The sequence below is a fragment of the Bradyrhizobium sp. Ken64 genome (assembly GCF_055807555.1).
Genome location: NZ_JBVVPA010000041.1, coordinates 13113 through 33128, shown reverse-complemented (window position 1 = coordinate 33128; position 20016 = coordinate 13113). Strand labels below are relative to the sequence as shown.

17 protein-coding genes are annotated in these 20016 nt (G+C 64.8%); 10 read left to right on the top strand and 7 right to left on the bottom strand.

Features of this window, described 5'->3' with window-relative positions; translation table 11 throughout:
* Nucleotides 1-191: 191 nt before the first annotated feature.
* Entirely contained in the window at nt 192-1253 is a 1062-nt protein-coding gene (locus AC0L2F_RS34150; protein WP_473251342.1) for a LysM peptidoglycan-binding domain-containing protein, read from the bottom strand.
* A 183-nt stretch (nt 1254-1436) separates the two neighbouring features.
* On the opposite strand from AC0L2F_RS34150, the gene AC0L2F_RS34145 reads away from it, so the two are divergent.
* The 3 genes from AC0L2F_RS34145 (at nt 1437) to AC0L2F_RS34135 (ending at nt 5518) form a co-directional block, all read left to right on the top strand.
* On the top strand, nt 1437-2138 hold the full coding sequence (locus AC0L2F_RS34145; RefSeq protein ID WP_473251341.1) for a TolB-like translocation protein: 702 nt from the start codon (nt 1437-1439) through the stop codon (nt 2136-2138).
* Nucleotides 2139-2278: 140 nt separating this feature from the next.
* Nucleotides 2279-4942, top strand: coding sequence for a bifunctional diguanylate cyclase/phosphodiesterase (locus tag AC0L2F_RS34140; RefSeq protein ID WP_473251340.1), 2664 nt, complete (start codon nt 2279-2281; stop codon nt 4940-4942).
* Between the two features lie 264 nt (nt 4943-5206).
* Nucleotides 5207-5518: a hypothetical protein gene (locus AC0L2F_RS34135; protein ID WP_050992532.1), complete on the top strand. Its 312-nt coding sequence runs from the start codon at nt 5207-5209 to the stop codon at nt 5516-5518.
* A 60-nt stretch (nt 5519-5578) separates the two neighbouring features.
* Here AC0L2F_RS34135 and AC0L2F_RS34130 read toward each other — a convergent pair whose 3' ends face one another.
* Together AC0L2F_RS34130 and AC0L2F_RS34125 are read right to left on the bottom strand one after the other, a co-directional pair.
* The gene (locus AC0L2F_RS34130; RefSeq protein ID WP_007604441.1) at nt 5579-5701 is read right to left on the bottom strand and encodes a hypothetical protein; all 123 of its coding nucleotides are present in this window, start codon (nt 5699-5701) and stop codon (nt 5579-5581) included.
* Between the two features lie 96 nt (nt 5702-5797).
* Complete coding sequence (locus AC0L2F_RS34125; RefSeq protein ID WP_157233960.1) at nt 5798-5974, bottom strand: hypothetical protein; 177 nt, start codon at nt 5972-5974, stop codon at nt 5798-5800.
* Between the two features lie 117 nt (nt 5975-6091).
* On the opposite strand from AC0L2F_RS34125, the gene AC0L2F_RS34120 reads away from it, so the two are divergent.
* From AC0L2F_RS34120 to AC0L2F_RS34110, 3 genes are all read left to right on the top strand, one after another.
* Nucleotides 6092-6244: a hypothetical protein gene (locus AC0L2F_RS34120; RefSeq protein WP_179950111.1), complete on the top strand. Its 153-nt coding sequence runs from the start codon at nt 6092-6094 to the stop codon at nt 6242-6244.
* Between the two features lie 121 nt (nt 6245-6365).
* Entirely contained in the window at nt 6366-7490 is a 1125-nt protein-coding gene (locus AC0L2F_RS34115) for a lactonase family protein (protein WP_063996540.1), read from the top strand.
* A 278-nt stretch (nt 7491-7768) separates the two neighbouring features.
* Complete coding sequence (locus AC0L2F_RS34110) at nt 7769-8656, top strand: efflux RND transporter periplasmic adaptor subunit (RefSeq protein ID WP_473251339.1); 888 nt, start codon at nt 7769-7771, stop codon at nt 8654-8656.
* 166 nt (nt 8657-8822) lie between these two features.
* On the opposite strand, the gene AC0L2F_RS34105 is transcribed toward AC0L2F_RS34110, so the two are convergent.
* Nucleotides 8823-9671, bottom strand: coding sequence for a caspase family protein (locus AC0L2F_RS34105; RefSeq protein ID WP_473251338.1), 849 nt, complete (start codon nt 9669-9671; stop codon nt 8823-8825).
* 424 nt (nt 9672-10095) lie between these two features.
* On the opposite strand from AC0L2F_RS34105, the gene AC0L2F_RS34100 reads away from it, so the two are divergent.
* From AC0L2F_RS34100 to AC0L2F_RS34090, 3 genes are all read left to right on the top strand, one after another.
* Nucleotides 10096-11823: a hypothetical protein gene (locus AC0L2F_RS34100; RefSeq protein ID WP_473251337.1), complete on the top strand. Its 1728-nt coding sequence runs from the start codon at nt 10096-10098 to the stop codon at nt 11821-11823.
* A 212-nt stretch (nt 11824-12035) separates the two neighbouring features.
* On the top strand, nt 12036-12776 hold the full coding sequence (locus AC0L2F_RS34095; RefSeq protein ID WP_063992396.1) for a thermonuclease family protein: 741 nt from the start codon (nt 12036-12038) through the stop codon (nt 12774-12776).
* 107 nt (nt 12777-12883) lie between these two features.
* On the top strand, nt 12884-14071 hold the full coding sequence (locus AC0L2F_RS34090; RefSeq protein ID WP_007604432.1) for a pyridoxal-phosphate-dependent aminotransferase family protein: 1188 nt from the start codon (nt 12884-12886) through the stop codon (nt 14069-14071).
* A gap of 108 nt (nt 14072-14179) precedes the next feature.
* On the opposite strand, the gene AC0L2F_RS34085 is transcribed toward AC0L2F_RS34090, so the two are convergent.
* Both AC0L2F_RS34085 and AC0L2F_RS34080 read right to left on the bottom strand, forming a co-directional pair.
* Entirely contained in the window at nt 14180-15292 is a 1113-nt protein-coding gene (locus tag AC0L2F_RS34085) for a hypothetical protein (RefSeq protein ID WP_473251336.1), read from the bottom strand.
* Nucleotides 15292-16728: an MBOAT family O-acyltransferase gene (locus tag AC0L2F_RS34080; RefSeq protein WP_473251335.1), complete on the bottom strand. Its 1437-nt coding sequence runs from the start codon at nt 16726-16728 to the stop codon at nt 15292-15294. The genes AC0L2F_RS34085 and AC0L2F_RS34080 overlap by 1 nt, the downstream gene beginning before the upstream one ends.
* 186 nt (nt 16729-16914) lie before the next feature.
* Between AC0L2F_RS34080 and AC0L2F_RS34075 the strand changes: the two genes are divergently transcribed.
* Nucleotides 16915-19020 carry a S9 family peptidase gene (locus tag AC0L2F_RS34075; protein WP_473251334.1) on the top strand — a complete coding sequence of 702 codons (2106 nt, stop codon included), beginning with the start codon at nt 16915-16917 and terminating at the stop codon, nt 19018-19020.
* Nucleotides 19021-19207: 187 nt separating this feature from the next.
* Here AC0L2F_RS34075 and AC0L2F_RS34070 read toward each other — a convergent pair whose 3' ends face one another.
* Nucleotides 19208-19927 carry a ribonuclease activity regulator RraA gene (locus tag AC0L2F_RS34070; protein ID WP_473251333.1) on the bottom strand — a complete coding sequence of 240 codons (720 nt, stop codon included), beginning with the start codon at nt 19925-19927 and terminating at the stop codon, nt 19208-19210.
* Between the last annotated feature and the right edge of the window lie 89 nt (nt 19928-20016).

Here is a 20016-nt window from a genome sequence, read left to right as displayed (position 1 = left end):
CGTCATCGAATCATAGCAAAGCGGCTACGGCAAATGCCCGTTTAGACGAAAGATTCTCACCCTCTCAGGATGAGGCTGAGCTGCATCCATCTGCGTTGAAATGCCGCCGCAGACTCATCCCTCATCCTGAGGGCCCGCCGCAGGCGGGCGTCTCGAAGGATGGCCGCAGGAGCCGCGGCGAAGCGCCGCCTTCACTCGGCCTTCTGCGGCACCACGAAGGTCTGGCCGGGATAGATCAGATTGGGATTGTGGATCTTGGCGCGATTGGCGTTGTAGATCACGGCAAAGCGGGCGCCGTCGCCGTAAGCGAGCCGGCTCAGCGCCCACAGGCTGTCGCCGCGGGAGATCACCCGGCTGCCGCCTGTTTCCGCCGGTGCACCGCCGACGATTTCGGCCGGCGAGGCCGACGCGACGGTCGTGGCCGCGGGAGCTCGTGCCATGACCCCTGACCCGCCCCTGGGTTTCGGTGCACCCATCAATCTCGGCCGGGCCGCGGGCCTGTCCGATACCGATGCCACGACATCCGACTTGTCGTCGGGCTTCTCGGGCTTGGCCTCTTGTTTGGCCTCTTGTTTGGTCTCCTGTTTCGCCTCTTGCCGCGCGACCGGTGCAGGGCGCGCGGGCGGCGGCGCGGCTTCGGCGATCACCACCGGCATGTTGCGGCCGGATTGCGTGACGGTGCCGTCAGGCGATTTCGCCCGCAGGGTCAGCTCATAGGAACCGGCGGGAAGCTGCGGCGGCGTCATTACGAACTGGCCCGAGGCATCCGCCACCACACTGTCGAGCGGCTTGCCGTCGCGCAGCAGCTCGACCTTGGCGCCCGGCGTCGCCCGGCCCGCGATCACCGCCGCCTCGCCGTGATCGTCGACGCGCGCGACGTCGAAACGGGGGCCGGTATCGGCAACCGCAGGCGGCGGCTTGACCGGTGCAAGATCGGCAAGCGCGGCCGTGACCTGCTTCTGGGTTTCGGCCAGCGCACCCGTCTTCGTTTCAGGGGCGGGGGACACGGCCGGCGCCGGCGGCGCGTTTGCGGCTAGCTTGGGCTCTTCCGGCTTGAGTTCCGGTTTGGGTTTGGGTTCGACTTTGGCATCGACCTTCTGTTCGACCTTGGCCTCCGGCTTGGCGGCGACCACGGTGTCGGTCTTCGCCCCCATCGGCAGCAGGCGACGCAGCTCGGTGGGGCCGATCACCAGCACGGCGCCGCCCACCGCGAGCAGACAGAATGCAATGAAGGCCTTGGATGCGGTCACCATCGGAAACGAACCTTGATCAGGAAGAACCTTGCAAATCAATCTAGCCGGCAAGTTGCGCCGTTTTGGCCACGGCAGCAAGACGGTCGATAGGATGATGAGCCGGCACGGGGATGAACCGGCGCACCCCCGCCGGTGTCAAATGCTCAAGGCCGCATCGCGGCATTTTTCTTGAGGAATTGTCCCGTGAACGCGTTTTGCCGTCCCGCACAATGGCCCGTTGGGCTGGTGCTTGCCCTGACACTGGCCGCAGCTCCGGCGCTCGCCGCTTCCGGCCCGCCGCCGGATTACATCCTCACCGACAATGCCGATCTCGCCTTCACCTCACCCGACGGCGCCACCAGGATTGAGCAGTACATGAAGGACGGCGGAGATTTCGAAGTCAAATGGCAGGCCTGGGCGAGGCGCGGCGACCAGATGACGGAGCTGAAGCCCGAGCAGGGCTACGGGGCCGGCTTCCGCTTCACGCCCGACTCACAGTGGCTGGTGCGGATGCAGAAGACCGGCTCCGGTGAGCAGGACCTCTATCTCTACCATGTCGAGCAGGGCGCCTTTGTCACCGCGACGAAGACGCCGTTCAGCGATCTGGCCTGGGCCTATTTCCACAGCCGGCCGGACACCGGGAAGATGAAGCTCGATTACCACATCTCGGCCAATCTCGTGAAAGGCACCGAAGAGGCCTATCGCGGGCTCGGCGTGCACTGGCCGGACAACCGATACCTCGTGATCTCGCTGTCTGGCGAAATGGACAAGCATCCGAAGAACGTCGCCGTGAAGGGATTGGCCGACTGGCGCTGCCGCTATGATCTCAAGACCGGGACCTTCGACGTGCCGGCGATGTTCGCCAAGGCGAATGCGGAAGCGTTGAGATGGGAAATCCGACGCTGAGGGAACCATGGGCCCACCGCGCCTTCAGACCAGCGAGGGAACCAACCCTCTGATTACGTTCCGATTCATGTTTTCCTAACCCTTACTGGTAACGGGGTCTTGTCGGTTTTGCCGCATCTTGCATCCCACGGGAGGGCTGCATGGGCACATCGATCCGATGGAGCGCGCGCATGCGCGTGTTGCTGCGCCGTTGGCGCGGCGCGCCGCTGACATGGCTGATCGCAGGGGGCTTCGTGCTGATGGCCGCAATGGCGATCGGCACCGCGCTCACTGTCGACCGCTTCCGGCAGAACGCGATCGAAAGCGGCCGCGACAGCCTGGAGAGCGCGGTCCGGTTGCTTGCCCGCCATTTCGACCGCGAGTTCGAGGACTTCGCGGTGCTGCAGAAGAGCATCATCGCCGAACTCGAAAGCCACGGCATCGAATCCGCCGACGTCTTCCGTAGCGAGATGGGCACGCTCGCCGTGCACGAGGTGCTGCGCGCCAAGGCCAGCGGCTGGTCGGACGTCGCCGGCGCCAACGTGTTCGATGCCAGGGGCGTGCTGATCAACTCGTCGCGGCGCTGGCCGGTCGCCGATGTCTCGGTCGCCGACCGCGGCTATTTCAATCGCCTCAAGAACGATCCGGCTTCGCAGGAGGAGGTGGAGGTGGTGCCCGGACGGTTGGGCAGCGGACCGGCGATCGTGTTCGCGCGCCGCGTCTCCGGTCCTCACGGCGAATTCCTCGGGCTGGTCTCGCGTGCGATCACGCCGGACCAGCTCGAATCCTTCTTCGCCTCGAGCGGGCTCGGCGAGGAATCCTCGATCGCGATGCACCACCAGAACGGCCAGTTGCTCGCGCGCGTTCCGCATGTGGAGGCGCTGATCGGGCAGAATTTCCGCAACGGCAGGCCCGAGCAGATGGCGGTGTTCGAGCGCACCTTCGTCACGATGCAGCTCGCAAGCCCGATCGACGGCAAGGATCGCATCGTCGCCGCACGCCTCCTGACCGGCGAGCCGCTGGTCGTGGTCGCGACCAAGTCGCTGGATGCGACGCTGGCGACATGGCACACGCAAACCAAGTTCTTCGTGGCCGTCGCCGTGCTGTCGATCGGCCTGCTCGTGCTCACGCTGTATTTGATCTTCCGCCAGATGACCCGCCGGCTCGCCGTGGAGAAGCACCAGCTCGACACCGCGATGAACACGATGACGCAGGGTCTCCTGATGTTCGACCGGGACGAGCGGCTGATCGTCTGCAACCGGCGCTACATCGAGATGTACGGACTGTCGGCCGACGTTGTGAAGCCCGGCGCATATTTCCGCGACGTGATCCAGCATCGCCACGACACGGGTTCGTTCCACGGCGACGTCGATTCCTATTGCGACGGCATCTTGGGCAATGCCGGGCAGACGCAGAGCACGATCGTCGAGACCTCCGATGGCCGCCTGATCGAGATCAAGAATCAACCCGGTGCCGCCGGCGGCTGGCTCGCGACCCATGACGACGTCACCGAGCGCATCCGCGCCGACGAGCGCATCGCCCATATGGCGCATTACGACGCGCTGACCGACCTGCCCAACCGCGTGCTGATGCGCGGCCATCTGGAGCGGCGCGTCGCGGAGCTTGCCCAAGGCAAGCCGTTCGCGATCCTCTATATCGACGTCGACGAGTTCAAGGGCGTCAACGATTCGCTGGGACACGAGGTCGGCGACGAGCTGCTGCGCCAGATCGCGAACCGCCTGCGCGCCTGCATCAGCGGCAACGACATGGTCGCACGGTTGGGCGGCGACGAATTCGCCATCGTCAAGGCCGGCACACGCGACGAGGCCGAGCTGACGGCCCTCGCCGAACAAATCCTGAAAGCACTGCGCGCGCCCGTGGACTGCAACGGCCAGGAAATCCCGACCGATGCCAGCATCGGCATTGCGATCGCACCCGACCACGGCGACAATCTCGACGATCTGCTCAAGCGCGCCGATCTCGCAATGTATGCAGCGAAATCCGAGGGCCGCCGCACCTTCCGCGTTTTCTCGCCCGAATACGACGCCAAGGCGCGGCTGCGCCGCCAGCTCGAGTCCGATCTGCGGCAGGCGCTGGCCCGCGGCGAGTTCGAGGTGCACTACCAGCCGCTGGTCGATCTCGCGGCCAATGTCGTCACCGGCTGCGAAGCCCTGCTGCGCTGGCACCATCCGGAGCGCGGCATGGTGTCGCCCGCCGATTTCATCCCGGTTGCGGAAGAGACCGGATTGATCGGCGAGATCGGCGAATGGGTGCTGAGGCAGGCCTGCCTCGAGGCCGCCAGTTGGCCCGGCCAGATCAACATCGCGGTCAACGTCTCACCGGTGCAGTTCCGCTCGCGAACATTGGCGCTGAAGGTCGCAGCCGCCCTCGCCGAGTCGGGTCTCGCGCCCGGACGGCTCGAGCTCGAGATCACCGAGACCGTCCTGATCCGCGACGACCAGGAGGCGCTGACGATCCTGCAGCAGCTGCGCGAACTCGGGGTGCGCATCGCGCTCGACGATTTCGGCACCGGCTATTCGTCGCTGAGCTATTTGCATCGCTTCCCGTTCGACAAGATCAAGATCGACCGCAGCTTCATCAGCGACATCGGTCAGTCGGAAGATTCCTCGCCGATCGTGCAGGCGGTGGTGCACATGGCCGCCGCCCGCCACATGGCGACGACCGCGGAAGGCGTCGAGACCGAAGCCCAGCGCGCGGTGCTGCTCCAGCTCGGATGCAGCCAGATGCAGGGCTGGCTGTTCAGCCCTGCGGTGCCGGCGGCGAAACTGAAGCAGCTGTTGCTGGCACAGGCAGTGGCGGCCTGAGGCCGGCTCCTTCGCCGCGATGCCATGGTGACGATCAGTGGTCGCGCCACCTGAATTCGTGTCCCAAGAAAATAGGATCAAACCTCACGGCTCGCGATTATCGCTCTGCTCGACGGCTGGAACTCCGGCCGGCGAGCACCAGGCAGCATGCATCACGCGCGTGGCAAGCCATTTTGCCCGCGCGTTCGCGCGTGCGTAAAACATGAGCCAAGCGATATGCCAAACTCGATTTCCCGGTTGGTTGCTCTTGTAGCGGTTGCCGCCATGATCGGCCCATCCGTGCAGGCCCGCGACGACGGTCGCTACGCGAACTCTCCCCTCAAGGGCTGGTTCGAGAGTCTGCGCAGCAAGGGCGGCGGCCCCTGCTGTGCCGACGCCGACGGCACGGCGCTGGACGATGTCGACTGGGACACCAGCAACGGACATTATCGCGTCCGACTTCTGGGCGACTGGATCGAGGTGCCCGACGACACGGTCATCACCGAGCCGAACCGCGCCGGCCGCACCATGGTCTGGCCGTATTACATCAACGGCCGCGCCATGATCCGCTGCTTCATGCCCGGCAGCATGACCTGAGATTATGAATTCCGGTGTCCAGGGCGCGGCGCAGCATGGGCGGCTGATCGGAGTTGCGGGTCACTTCGACTGGTTGGCCGCGTGGATCTCGACGAACTCGGCGTCGGGATGCGCGACGATGGTGGCGAACATGATGCCGCTGATGATCAGCGACCAGGCGGTGTCCCAATAAATCCAAAACACGTGCCAGCCTCCGTTTCGATCTGCTCCGCCCGCGGGATCAGGGTAACGGCAAGGCGAGGCTGCCGTTCCCGGTGCGCGGGCGGCGCGGGCGAGGTGCTATTTTGGTTTGGTCGGCGCGGAGTCGGGATCGGTTTGGCCGGTGTGGCGCTTTGCCACGACGTCCTCATCGCGCTCGCCCTGACGCGGGCGCGGCGGCGACTTGGGCTGGCCGGCCTGACCGCCATGCTTGCCGCCCATGTCGGGCTTACCTTCAAGATCGTTTTCACGGGGCATGCCGGTTCAATGCGCTCGCGCGGCATTGGTTCGGTTCGCCTGTGAACGAGTTCATAGGATCGCCGCGATTTGCAGTGCACGATCGCCAGGCCCGCCTCCGGGAGCATTCTCATTCATATGACTGACGGATTCGGCCTGATGCGGAAACCACTCGTCGCCTGGACGATCCTGACCTGCGCGCTGCTCGCGGTCACCGTGTGGACCGTGCTCGGGCCGCCCCACACCCCGCCCGGGCCCCATCTGCCCTCCCGCACAGCGGCGATACGGTAGGTCTCCCACCGATACCATTTCGGCATCGATCGATCCCAATTGGAATTTGGTGCAGCGGGGCGGCTGCCGCTATCCTCGCCGGCAAAACGACAAATGCCGCACCGGCATCCAGGAGGACCCCATGTTGAGACCGACCCGACGTAACAGATCCGGCGTACCCCGCGCCGCGATCGCCACCACGCTTGCTTTCCTCACTCTCATTTCTGGAGTCCGCGCCGGCATGGCCGAGACCTTCGCCTATGTCGGCAACGCCGACAGCAACGACATCAGCGTGTTCAAGATGGCCGAGAGCGGCGAGATGACGCCCGTGCAGACGGCCGCCTTCACCGGCGTCGAAAAGCCCGGCTCCTCGACGCCGCTCGCGATCACGCCCGATCATCGCGTGCTGATCGCCGGGGTCCGCTCGCAGCCGTTTCTCGCGGTGAGCTTTGCGATCGATCCCAAGACCGGCCAGCTCAGCCATATCGGCAACGGCCCGCTCGCCGACAGCATGGCCAACATCGCCATCGACCGCGGCGGCAAATTCCTGTTCAGCGCCTCCTATGGCGGCAACAAGGTCGCGCTGAATCCGCTGCTCGCCAACGGCGTCGCGGGCGAGCCGAAGCAGGTGATCCCGACCGGGCTGAACGCGCACGCCTTCCTGCCCTCGCCCGACAACCGCTTCGCGTTCGCGACCAATCTCGGCTCCGACCAGATCCTGGCCTTCGCGTTCGACGCCACGACCGGCACGCTCACGCCGAGCGATCCGCCGGCCCACAAGGTGCCGGAGAAATCGGGGCCGCGGCATTTCGTATTCCACCCCAACGGCAAGTTCGTCTATCTCCTGCACGAACTGAACGGCGACGTCGCGGCGTTCGCCTATGAGGCCAAGGGCGGCGCATGGGACGAGATCCAGCGTACCAGCGCGCTGCCGGAAGGATTTACCGGGAAGCCCTGGGCCGCCGACATCCACGTCACTCCCGACGGCCGTTTCCTCTACGCCTCCGAGCGCACCACCAGCACGCTCACCGCCTACAAGGTCGATGCAACCAGCGGCAAGCTGACCACGATCGGCAGCGTGCCGACCGAGAAGCAGCCACGCGGCTTCCACATCGATCCCGGCGGGCGCTACCTTGCCGCGGTCGGCGAGCTCTCCGACAGCATGACGGTCTATGCCATCGACCAGAGCAGCGGCGCGCTCGCCAAGCTGAAGTCCTACGCCACCGGCAAGAAGCCGAACTGGGTGGAGTTCTTGAGCCTGCCGTGAGGGGCTCTGTCAGCTTCCTCGCCGTCATGGCCGGGCTTGTCCCGGCCATCCACGTCCAGCTCCGCGGCACAAAGAACGTGGATGCCCGGGACAAGCCCGGGCATGACGAAACTCTTGGCGGCGACCACCGGCGAACCTCTTTGCTTGTGCGGTGACTAATTCAACGGGCGGCATCACGCCGCCCGTGCGGCTGCGGCATTCTCATTCGGCCGGCCCATGGTCCGCCGCGATCGCTTCTGCTAACGATGAGGCCGTCAAGGCCCCAACCGGAATGACCCATGCGTTCATTGCCTGCGCGTTCTGTTTCCAGACATCTCGTTGCGCTCACCGGACTGCTGTTGCTGTCGGCCCAGCCCGCTGCCGCCGCCGATGACGACGCGCCCAAGGGCCCGGCGGTCACGGTGCTGAAGGTCGCAAAATCCTGTTTCTCCGACATCGTCGAGGGCACCGGCACCATCATCGCGCGCGAGGCAAGCTCGGTGCGGCCGGAGCGGCCCGGCCTGAAGGTGACGGAGGTGCTGGCGGAAGCCGGCGACACCACCACCGCAGGCCAGGTGCTGGCGCGGCTGGCGCTGCCCGAGGGCGGCACGCTTCAGGTCACCGCCCCCGTGGCAGGCGTGATCGCAACGTCGACCGCGCAGATCGGCAACCTCGCCTCCGCCAAGGGCGAGGCGCTGTTCACGATCGTGGCGCGCAGCGAGTACGATCTGGTCGCCCTCGTCGCGACCAGCGATATGCGCAAGCTCGCGGTCAACCAGGTGGCGAGCGTGCGCATCGCCGGCGCCGGCGATATCGACGGCAAGGTGCGCCGCATCGGCCCGACGGTCGAGCCGAACATCCAGCAGGGCATGGTCTATATCGGCATCTCCTCGCAGAAAAGCCTGTTGCTGAATGCGAGCGGCCGTGCGCTGATCAAGTCGGGCCAGAGCTGCAACGTCGCGGTGCCGCTGACATCGGTGCAGTATTCCTCCGCCGGCACCGTCGTGCAGGTGATCCGCCGCAACCGCGTCGAGACCAAGCGCGTCGAGGTCGGACTGATGTCGGGCGGCAATATCGAGATTCGCGACGGCCTCAACGAAGGCGACATCGTCGTCGCCCGCGCGGGCGCGCTGCTGCGCGAAGGCGATCCGGTGCGCACCGTGATGGCCGCGGAAGCGGCGAAGTAGGGTTGGCTCGTGTCCCGGACGCGCTACAGCGTATAACGCTGCCGCGCAGAGCCGGGACCCATCTCCCGTCCAAGCGACAACCTAAAAAACTGGGCCCCGGCTCAGCGTCGCATCATTGCATGATGCGCCGCGTCCGGGGCACGAGACTTCGCAGAACCTAAGAAAGCTAGCCGCCGGCTTCGCCGAAATGGACGTCCTCGAGCAGCGAGGAGGAGACGGACGGGACCTGGTCGCCTTCGCTGGCGCGGGAGATCGCAACGCGGGTCTTGTTGAAGACGCTCTCGGCGCTGCCCTGCGCATTGAGGTTGTTGAGGAACTCGCTGACCAGCACGCTGTGCTCGCCCTTGCCGTCGTCGACGACCTTGCCCGGCGAAGCCGAGGAGAGGATCAGCGCATTGTCGGTCGCGCTGATCGGCGCGAGGCCGTGGCTGTAGGAGCGGAAGCGGCGCTCATAGGGATTGCGGCGGGAGGCGTCGACTACGACGAGCTTGGCCTTGGCGCCCTGCTCCTTCATCATGTCGAGCACGCCCTCGATGGAGACGCCCTGACGGCGGACGTCGTTTTCCTTCCAGATCGCGGCATCGACCGGCAGCATGTAGCTCTCGCGGCCGGCCTGCACGCCGTAGCCGCCGAAGAACAGCATGACGACGGTGTCGCGCTTGATCCGGGACTTCAGGCGATTGACGGCGCGGACCATGTCGTCCTTGGTCGCGTCTTCCACCATGTCGACGTCAAAACCGTTCTTGCGCAGCGACGAGGACAGCGCACGGGCGTCGTTGATCGACTGGGTCAGCGGCGCGTTGGCGTCGGGGTAGTGCCCATTGCCGATGACGAGGGCGAGACGCGAGGCCTGGCCGATCGAGCCGGTGACCTGGTCGGTCGAAATGGCCTTGGCGGCATCGAGCGCCCGCATGTTGAGGGCAGCATGGGCGCCGATCACGAGCGACACCGTGCCGATGAGGGCTGCGGCCACCGCGATCGTGCGTCGGGAAATGTCGAGCTGCGTTACATTCATCTCGCGTCATTCCTGTCAGTGCCAAAGACCAGCCAAGCACGCGCACACTGTTTGAGTAGCGCGATAGCGTCTTTGGGTTTGAGGGATTGGCCGGGGGTGTGCCCCCGAATTGCGCGCAATTTGCGGCGCCGCACCAAACAAAGCCTTAACCGGATATCGCCTCCCCGGCAATAGATCGCCGAAAATTTGAGCTAAGCATCTGGAAACATGAGTTAATTTGCACCGCCCAAAGTGTGATTTTTTTGCGTCCCCGTAACCTACCGGAGCCCAATTATGCAGGCTTCGTGCCGGCTTTTTCTGTGACTGTCATCACATTTGTATTTCCTGCGAATCCGGGTAGCTTTTTCAACGACTTGCAGGGGGTGGCGCGCGGCTGGGAGCGTGCCGGCCGGCCCCCCGGCCAATTCCCGCGACCAGGTATTTCATGAGCTTTCAATATTTTGCCGGCGCCGCCTGCCGGGCGCTGACGGCGCGGAAGGACGGCCCCTCGCTTTACGACGTCTGCGATCCCGTACTGTCCGTTGCGGCCAGCGGCGATCCGCATCTGGCCAAGTTCTACAAGACCGCGCTCGGCAATCCGGCATTGCGGGTGCTGCTCCGCCGGGCCGGACTGCCCGAGCTGCGCGACGAAGGCAAACTGGCCCGGCTGCGCCAGGCGCTGGTTCGCGCTCGCGACGAGGCCGAGCCCGATTGGGCGGCGGTCGGCCAGCCCGTTGCCGATCTCGTCGACAGCATCGCGCTGGATCATCCCAAGCCGCCGCCGGCCGTGTTCACCGGCGCCATGCCGCAACAATCGCAGATCGACGCCGTGATCCGCGACTGCGCGCAGCATCTGCTGGGCTCGTACCGCAAGAATGGCTTTCTGCCGACCTACGCCGCGTTCAATCTGATCGGCGATCCCGATTTCCGCGGCCGCGAACTGACCATGGCGCTCACGGGTCTCAACGCGCGCGGCTACAAGAACTCCTCACTGCTGTTCAACCTCGCCCGTGTCTTCATCGCGCGATCGCCGGCGCGCGCAGTCGTCAATCCGCCCTGGCGAGGGATTGCCGAACCGATGTGGGAGCCGGTGCAGATCCGCCACCGCTCGGCCTATTACGACGCGTTCTTCATCGAGGCGCTGTTGAGTTACGTCGAGACCGGGCTGGCCTCGTCCGCCGACAAGATGGCGGCGGAGCGCGCGGTCGCGGATATGGTCGATTTCTGCGTCAACATCAGCCGCGAAGAGGTCGAGGGCATCGACGGCGCGCGGTTCAACGTCATCACCGCGCTCGCGCCTGCACCGCATCCGCGCTTCTCCCGCTACTTCGCCCAGATCAAGCAGGATCTCGGTTTCGGCGTCTACGTGCCGGATTGCGACACCACGGCGTGCTCGATCTCCGCGGCGACGCAGGCCGGCTGCACTGATCCGATCCTCGACCAGCCGCTGCTGGATTTCTATGCCGGCTATCAGGTGCGCGCGGGCGTCAACGAGCCGCGCGTGACCGTGCCGCTCAACGACAATATCGACTATGAGGGCGGGGTTGCGACCTGGATCGATAACCTCAAGGGCGAGCGGCCCTACGGCAACGATCTCGATCCGACGCTCAATCTCGACATTCTCGAGGTCAGCTTTCGCAACCTCGCGCGCTGGAAAGTATTGGAGACGCCGGCGCGGCTTGCCACCGTGCATCGCATCCTCGGCTTCCAGAAGCGGCTGGCGGCGAGCGGCGCCTTCGCCAATCCGCGCTCGCACATCTATTATCTGCCGGAGCTCTACAGCGCCTATTTCGGCCGCTGCTACGCCGCCTTCCTGGCGCTGCCGCTGGCGGCGCAGGCGATCATCGATCCCGACGGCGATTTCGATTTCATCCGCCACCGCGTGCTGTCTTACGTCAAGGGCGAGCTGATGGCCGCCGAAATGAACGTGTTCGACGCAGCGCTCGCGCTGATCGCGCTCGGCCATCTCGGCGCCGACCCGCGCGCCTTTGCGCCGGCGCTGAACGTGATCGTCGCGAGCCTCGGCGAAGGCGGCCGCCGCGGCCCGTTCCGCGCCTATGAATGGAACAAGATGAAGACGCCGACGCGGATTTTGGTCGGCGGTCCGGAGGTCACGTCGGCGTTCGTGCTGATGGGGCTGGCGGTGGCCAAGCGGGCGATGTCGCGGGGATAGGTTCGTAGGGCGGGTAAGCGAAGCGTAACCCACCACTTCTGCCGCCGTGGAGACGAAAGAGGTGGGTTACGCCTTCGGCTAACCCACCCCTACTAAACTTCGTCCGATGACAGTAAGTTGAAAGCCCAACTGCCAGGCATAAGCTGGCCGGGCGGACAAAAGCCGACCACAATTGCGAGGTCTATCGCAATTTTCATCACACGCGGACCGGCATGTTGCGAAAATTCCTGATTGCGCTGTCATTGCTTGGCTTGTCCTTGCCCGGCTTGCTGTCGCCGGCTGAGGCCGCCGACATCACCGGCACCGCGAAGGTTCGCGCCGGCGACGCCGTGGTGATCGGCAACACGCGAATCAGGCTCGGCGGCATCGACGCGCCCGCGGTCGACCAGCTCTGCCTCAACAACAAGGGCGAGCGCTGGACCTGCGGCATCGCGGCCCGTGACGAGCTCGCCAAATACGCCGACGGCAAGAGCTGGGTCTGCCATGCGAGGTCGATCGACCGGCGCGGCCGCACCGTGGCGCGCTGCGACGTCGGCGGCGAAGATATCCAGAAATGGCTGGTGCGCACAGGCTGGGCGCTGGCCTACACCCGCATGTCGCACGACTACGAGGCGGACGAGAAGGCCGCGCGGGAGGCCAAGGCCGGCATGTGGCAGGGCGCCTTCATCGCGCCCTGGGACTGGCGCGTGCGCAACAAGAAGACCACCATCCTCGGCGCCACCAAGCCGCCCGACGGCGCGCATGCGATCCTGCTCGCTTCAGCGTCGGGGCCCATCGCGCCCTCGCCGGACTGCACCATCAAGGGCAACGTCAACTCCGCCGGCGAATGCATCTATCACCGGCCGACCAGCCGCTGGTATGCGCAGATCAAGATGAAGATCAGCAAGGGCACGCGCTGGTTCTGCTCGGTGGAGGAAGCCGAAGATGCGGGCTGCCGCGAGACTAAGAGATAACCCACTTCAGACCTGCGTTTTCCGGCCTTTTCTTGCACCGCAGCGCCGCGTAAAAGTGTGAATCAGCGACCCACCATCCTGTTCTCAGGCAACAAGGACCAACAGCAATGACCGTTCGCGCGGGCCGGGAATTTCTGGCCATTCCCGGGCCCACCAATATGCCCGACGAGGTGCTGCGGGCGATGCATCGTCCGGCGATCGACATCTACTCCAAGCAGATGACCGATCTGACCGAGAGCCTGCTCAGCGACATCTCGAAACTGTTCGCCACCAAGGGCAAGTCCTACATCTACATCGCCAACGGACATGGCGCCTGGGAAGCGGCGCTGAGCAACGTGCTGTCGCGCGGCGACAAGGTGCTGGTGCTCGAAAGCGGGCGGTTCGCGATCGGCTGGGGCAATGCCGCGTCCCTGATGGGGGCCGAGGTCGAGGTGCTCAAGGGCGACTGGCGCCGCGCGGTGCGGCCGCACGAGGTCGAGGAGCGCCTGCGCCGCGACAAGGAGCATACGATCAAGGCCGTTGTCGTCGTCCAGGTCGACACGGCCTCAGGCGTGCAGAACGACATCGAGGCGATCGGCAAGGCGATCAAGGCGAGCGGCCACCCGGCGCTGTACATGGTCGACACCGTCGCCTCGCTCGGCTGCATGCCGTTCGAGATGGACAAATGGGGCATCGACGTCGCGATGTCGGGCTCACAAAAGGGCCTGATGACGCCGCCCGGCCTCGGCTTTGTCGCGGCCAACGCGCGTGCGCTCGAGGTCCAGAAGACCGCCAACATGAGCACGCCCTATTGGAGCTGGAGCGAGCGCGAAGGCAGCGAACATTATCGCAAATATGCCGGCACCGCGCCGGTGCATCTGCTGTTCGCGCTGCGCCAGGCGATCGACCTGCTGCACGAGGAGGGGCTGGAGAACGCCTTCCGCCGCCACAGCCTGCTCGGCGAAGCCGCGCGCCGCGCCGTCGGCGCGTGGTCGGAAGGCCAGGTGCTCGGCTTCAACATCGCGGAAGCCAGCGAACGTTCCAACACCGTGACCACGGTGACCATGAGCAACGGCCACGATCCGGCAATCCTGCAACGCTATTGCAAGGAGAAGTGCGGCGTCGTGCTCGGCACCGGCATCGGTGATCTCTCGGGACAAGCCTTCCGCATCGCCCATATGGGCCACGTCAACGCCCCTATGCTGCTCGGCACGTTGGGGGTGATCGAGGTCGGGCTGAACGCGCTGAAGATCCCGCACGGCAAGGGCGGGCTTGAGGCAGCGGTCGCGTATCTCGGCGAAGAGGTGGCGGTGTAGGCGTCTTTTTTCCTTCTCCCCTTGCGGGAGCAATCTAGTAGCCCGGGTGAGCGAAGCGACACCCGGGATTCTTGCGTGAGGCCCCGCATGTCGCTTCGCTCATGCGGGCTACGGCAGCGGCGGCACGCGATAGGCCTCGACCTGCGCCCTCAGTTCATTCAGCGACGCAAGCGGCGCCTTCGGGTCGACCCGATATTCTCCACGCGCCAGCCACGACAGCACCTTCGCATCCACCACCGGCGAATGGTGGATGACGTCGCCGTAATTGTCGAGATCGTGGGTCACGTCCTTGATCGCCCGGAAATCGTACAGGCGCACATTGGGAAGCTGCGTCAGGCGTTGCGCAATGACGGCCGTGAGGTCGGTGACGATCTTCAGCGTCGCAGGCGAAGCGTCGCGCATCGCGACGAATTGCAGGATCGAATAGGGCGGGAAGTAGATGTCGAAGGTCACGTCAGCATGGCGCGCAATCAGGCCGGCGGCGTCACGCTCGAAATGCCGCACCATGGCCTCGTAACCATAGCCTTCGCCGAGAAAGCGGCTGCGTACGGGATCGGTGATATAGGCGAAGGCCGCGAGCGTCCTTTTCGCATTATAGGCGCGCGCGACGTCGACATCCCGCGGCAGCGCATAGATGTCGTCGACATCGGACAGCGCAAACTTGACGGGCAGAAAAGGCGCGGCCCGGGTCAGCGGCTGCCGCAGCGGCGGAACCGACCGCAGCAATGCGAACAGGGATTCCTTCGCCATCGCCGCGCTGAACAGATACGACGCGATGCCTTTTGCTGTTCCGCGATAGAGATCGGCAGAGAGATAAGGATCGGTCTCGATGTCGGCCGCATCGACAAAGATGAAATCATCCATCTGCCAGATCACGCGCTTTGCGCCGCGATCGATGGCCTGCTCGAGCACAAAACCCTGCTGGCGCGAATTGGATCCGGTCATCGCCAGCTTGAGCGAGTGCACGCCAAGCGCATGGTCGATGTCGCTCTGGCGGAAATGGATCGCCAGCGAGGTGCCCATGAAGGCGGTGTCGAACGACTGGCTGCGGATCAGACCGGCATTCTGCACGCGCGTGTCATCGGAATAGAACGGCGCGACGAGGCGCGAGGGGCGAAACAGCTGCAGGGGATCGACGACATAGGTGAGCGCAGCCGCGCCGAGCACGCACGCGATGCTCGCGAGGAGAAGTCGCCCTGGATGTGTGAACGCGCCTCGCATCAGAACCGGAAATAGATGAATTCGCTGTGGCTCTGGATACCCAAAATCCCAAACGCAAGCACCAGCGACGCGCCATAGAGGACCAGCGGCCGCATCCGTCCGGCCATCAGGCCGTCGCCCACCCTGCGATTGGCGTGGTCGTACCCCATGATACCTTGCGTGTTCGGCGCCAGCCACACCAGCGCGGCATAAATTGCGACCATCACCGACGCCGCGATCTCTTCGCGGCCGAACACGATGTTCGAGGGATCAGCCATGGCATTCAGAATCCGCATGGCCCAATCGACCCGTTCGGCACGGAAGAATACCCAGGCGACAACGACGGCGAGGAATGTCAGCACGGCCCCGGCGACGCGGGTTGGGCGCGCCAGCAACTTCGGAACATTCGGCACCAGCGCGTTGAAGGCGTGATTGATGCAGAGATAGGCGCCATGCAGTGCGCCCCAAATGACAAAAGTCCAGGCCGCGCCATGCCAGAGCCCGCCGAGCAGCATCGTGAGCATCAAATTGACATAACGGAGCACGCGGCCGCGACGGTTACCTCCGAGCGGAATGTAGAGATAGTCGCGCAGGAAGTGCGACAGCGTCATGTGCCAGCGCCGCCAGAACTCGACGATGCTGCTGGCCTTGTTGGGCGAGTTGAAATTTACGGGTAAGAAGATGCCGAACATCAGCGAGATCCCGATCGCCATGTCGGAATAGCCGGAGAAGTCGAAATAGAGCTGAAAGGTGTAGGCGAGTGCACCGAGCCATGCCTGGTCAAAACTCGGCGCGCGCGCCTCGAAGGCGAGCGCGACCAGCGGCTGGACGCCGTCGGCGAGGCATGTCTTCTTGAACAGGCCGATTGCGAAGATGATGATTCCGCACAGGATCAGATGCGCATGCGGATGCTTGGTTTCCTCCCGTTCGAATTGCGGGATCATGTCCTTGTGGTGAAGGATCGGCCCCGCGATCAGATGCGGAAAGTATGTCACGAACAGCGCGTAGTGCGGCAGCGCGTAGGCCGCGACCTGCCCGCGCCAGGCGTCAACCAGGAACGCGATCTGGGTAAAGGTGTAGAAGGAGATGCCGACCGGCAGCAGGATGTGGACCGCAAAGTGGGTGCCGCCCAACGCATTGACGTTCTCGGCGACGAAGCCGGCATATTTGAAGACGCCGAGCACGAAGAGATCGCCGACGACCCCGAGGGCAAGTGCGGCCTTTCGTTGCGACGGAGCAAGCTTCGCCACGATGAGGAGGTGGCCTATGCCATAGTTGAAGGCGATCGAGATCAGCAACAGGGCGACGAACTGCCAATTGCCGATGGCATAGAAGGCGAGCGAGGCCGCCGCCAGCCAGATCACCGGGGCGAGATTGCTGCGCCGCCCCAGCCAGAAATAGCCCGCCAGCGCGGCCGGCAGGAACAGCAGGATGAACGGGTAGGAATTGAACAGCATCAGGCTGGACCGGCGGCGGGGATAGGGAGCCTAAAGCATAGAAGGGACCGATCAACAACCCGGCGACTGGCGCAGTGGCGCTGGCAATTCATGAAATCGGGACGATATAAGGTGGGACACATCTTTTCCCCTTTCCCGCCTGCGGGGAGAGGTGAAAGAACGCCGGCGCATCTGAGTGAGGATCGAGTGACACAAGCCAAAACACCTTCCCAGCCTCCCGTCGCGCCGCGCCGGCCGCATTCATTCACGCGGCATGGGATCACCGTGACCGATGACTATGCCTGGTTGAAGGACGAGAAATGGCAGGAGGTGCTGCGCGACCCCGCGGTGCTCGATCCCGACATCCGCAATTATCTCGACGCAGAAAATGGCTACACCGAGAGCCTGCTCGGCCATACCGCAGCCCTCCAGAAGACGCTGGTGCGCGAGATGCGGGGGCGGATCAAGGAGGACGATTCCAGCGTACCGTCGCCGGATGGTCCCTTCGCCTATTTCCGCAAGTTCCGCGAAGGCGGCCAGCACGAGCTGTTCGGCCGCATGCCGCGCGATGGCGGCGAGGGCCACATCGTGCTCGACGGCGACGCGCTCGCCAAGGACCATACCTATTTCAAATTCGGCGGCAGCCGGCACTCGAACGACCACAGGCTGCAGGCCTGGAGCGCCGACACCAAAGGCTCGGAGTATTTCTCCATCCGCGTGCGCGACTGGGCGACCGGAAACGACCTTGACGACGTCGTCGAGGAGACCGACGGCGGCGTGGTCTGGAGCAAGGACGCCACGTCGTTCTTCTACGTGAAGCTCGACGACAATCATCGCCCGATGCAGGTGTGGCGGCACAAGCTCGGCACCGGGCAGGCCGACGACACGCTGGTTTACGAAGAGCAGGATTCCGGCTGGTTCACCCATCTGCACGAGAGCACCAGCGGCCGCTTCTGCGTGATCGCGGGCGGCGACCACGAGACCTCTGAGCAGCGGCTGATCGATCTCGCCCATCCCGAGGCACCACCGCGCCTCGTCGCGGCGCGCGAGGAAGGCGTGCAATATTCGCTGGCCGACCGTGGCGACGAACTGTTCATCCTTACCAACGCCGACGACGCCATCGATTTCAAGATCGTTACCGCACCGCTCGCCTCACCCGAGCGCAAGAACTGGCGCGATCTGATCCCGTATCGTCCCGGCATCTACATCATCGATCTCGATCTCTATGCCGGCCATATGGTGCGGCTGGAACGCGCCAATGCGCTGCCGTCGATCGTCATCCGCGACCTCGCGACCAAGGAGGAGCACGCCATCGCGTTCGACGAGGCGGCCTATTCGCTGGATACGATGGGCTCCTATGAATTCGAGACGACGAATTTGCGTTTCGCCTATTCGTCGATGACGACGCCGTCGGAAGTCTATGATTACGACATGGTCAAGCGGACGCGCACCCTGCGCAAGCGGCAGGAGATTCCGTCCGGCCACAATGCGGCCGACTACGTCACCACGCGGATCATGGCGAAGGCGCATGACGGCGCAGAGGTGCCGGTGTCGATCCTCCATCGCCGCGGGCTCACGCTCGACGGCGCGGCGCCGCTGCTGCTTTACGGCTACGGCTCCTACGGCATGGCGATGCCGGCTTCGTTCAGCGCCAACCGGCTGTCGCTGGTCGATCGCGGCTTCGTCTATGCCATCGCCCATATCCGCGGCGGCGCCGACAAGGGCTGGGGCTGGTATCTCGACGGCAAGCGCGAGAAGAAGACGAATTCGTTCGACGATTTTGCCGCCAGCGCACGCGCGCTGATCGATGCGAAGTACACCAGTGCGAAGCGCATCGTCGGCCACGGCGGCTCGGCCGGCGGCATGCTGATGGGCGCGGTCGCCAACCGCGCCGGCGAATTGTTCGCCGGCATCGTCGCCGAAGTGCCGTTCGTCGACGTGCTCAACACCATGCTCGACGACACGCTGCCGCTGACGCCGCCGGAATGGCCGGAATGGGGCAACCCGATCGAAAGCGAGACGGATTTCCGCACCATCCTGTCGTATTCGCCCTACGACAACGTCGCGGCGAAAGACTATCCCGCGATCCTGGCGATGGGGGGCTTGACCGATCCGCGCGTCACCTATTGGGAGCCCGCCAAATGGATCGCGCGCCTGCGCGCGACCATGAGCGGCGGCGGCCCGGTCCTGCTCCGCACCAACATGGGCGCCGGCCATGGCGGCGCCTCGGGTCGCTTCAACCGGCTGGATGAAGTCGCGATCGTCTATGCGTTCGCGCTGTGGGCGGCGGGGATGGCGGAGGCGGGGGTGTAGGCCACGCTCTCCCGGGTCGTCCTGGCGAAAGCCAGGACCCATACCGCGTGATCTATCCGATAAAGCTCGGCATCAGTACCGCGCGAAAGCACGACGACTCCGGGTCTTCGCCAAATTACTCCCTGGGGTAATGGGTCCTGGCATTCGCCAGGACGACGACGGAGATCGTGGGACGAGTTGTCGGCCTTTACCTTCCGTTCGCCTTCCGCCATGCGGCGAAGTCGGTCAGCGTCTGCGGGTCCGTCGCCGGATAGAGACCGAAAATGCCGCGGCCCTTGTTGACTTCCTCGGTGACGAAATCCTCGAACGCGGTCATCTCGAAGGTCTCGTTGGCGATCTCCTCAGTGAGATGCGCGGGAATCACGATCACGCCGTCACTGTCGCCGAGAATGACGTCGCCGGGAAACACCGGCGCGTCTCCGCAGCCGATCGGCACATTGATCTCGATGGCGTGATGCAGCGTCAAATTGGTCGGCGCGCTCGGACGGTGGTGGTAGGCGGGGATGCCCAGCTTGGCGATCTCGGCCGAGTCGCGAAAACCCCCGTCTGTGACGACCCCGGCGACACCGCGCTTCATCAAGCGCGTGACCAGGATCGCACCGGCGGAAGCAGCGCGCGCGTCCTTGCGGCTGTCCATCACCAGCACGCTGCCCGCCGGGCAATCCTCGACCGCCTTGCGCTGCGGATGGGAGTGATCCCTAAAGACGTCGATGGTGTTGAGATCCTCGCGGGCCGGCATATAGCGCAGCGTGAAGGCTTCACCGACCATGGTGGGCTGGCCGGCACTGAGCGGGTGCACATCCTGGATCATCTGGATGCGCAGGCCGCGCTTGAACAACGCAGTGGCGACGGTGGCGGTGGAGACGGATTTGAGTTTGGTGCGGGTGGCTTCGGTAAGCTTGGTCATTGCATTGGCACTCTCTCTTTTGTCATTCCGGGGCGCGCGTAGCGCGAACCCGGAATCCATCGGGCGGCACAGACTGCGGCCCAATGGAT

Excerpts from the sequence above, each read along its gene's own strand:
- AC0L2F_RS34150 (WP_473251342.1), bottom strand. The coding sequence starts at position 1,253 with ATGGTGACCGCATCCAAGGCCTTCATTGCATTCTGTCTGCTCGCGGTG.
- AC0L2F_RS34140 (WP_473251340.1), top strand. The coding sequence starts at position 2,279 with ATGGGCACATCGATCCGATGGAGCGCGCGCATGCGCGTGTTGCTGCGC.
- AC0L2F_RS34135 (WP_050992532.1), top strand. The coding sequence starts at position 5,207 with ATGATCGGCCCATCCGTGCAGGCCCGCGACGACGGTCGCTACGCGAAC.
- AC0L2F_RS34125 (WP_157233960.1), bottom strand. The coding sequence starts at position 5,974 with ATGCCCCGTGAAAACGATCTTGAAGGTAAGCCCGACATGGGCGGCAAG.
- AC0L2F_RS34120 (WP_179950111.1), top strand. The coding sequence starts at position 6,092 with ATGACTGACGGATTCGGCCTGATGCGGAAACCACTCGTCGCCTGGACG.
- AC0L2F_RS34115 (WP_063996540.1), top strand. The coding sequence starts at position 6,366 with ATGTTGAGACCGACCCGACGTAACAGATCCGGCGTACCCCGCGCCGCG.
- AC0L2F_RS34110 (WP_473251339.1), top strand. The coding sequence starts at position 7,769 with ATGCGTTCATTGCCTGCGCGTTCTGTTTCCAGACATCTCGTTGCGCTC.
- AC0L2F_RS34105 (WP_473251338.1), bottom strand. The coding sequence starts at position 9,671 with ATGAATGTAACGCAGCTCGACATTTCCCGACGCACGATCGCGGTGGCC.
- AC0L2F_RS34100 (WP_473251337.1), top strand. The coding sequence starts at position 10,096 with ATGAGCTTTCAATATTTTGCCGGCGCCGCCTGCCGGGCGCTGACGGCG.
- AC0L2F_RS34095 (WP_063992396.1), top strand. The coding sequence starts at position 12,036 with ATGTTGCGAAAATTCCTGATTGCGCTGTCATTGCTTGGCTTGTCCTTG.
- AC0L2F_RS34090 (WP_007604432.1), top strand. The coding sequence starts at position 12,884 with ATGACCGTTCGCGCGGGCCGGGAATTTCTGGCCATTCCCGGGCCCACC.
- AC0L2F_RS34085 (WP_473251336.1), bottom strand. The coding sequence starts at position 15,292 with ATGCGAGGCGCGTTCACACATCCAGGGCGACTTCTCCTCGCGAGCATC.
- AC0L2F_RS34080 (WP_473251335.1), bottom strand. The coding sequence starts at position 16,728 with ATGCTGTTCAATTCCTACCCGTTCATCCTGCTGTTCCTGCCGGCCGCG.
- AC0L2F_RS34070 (WP_473251333.1), bottom strand. The coding sequence starts at position 19,927 with ATGACCAAGCTTACCGAAGCCACCCGCACCAAACTCAAATCCGTCTCC.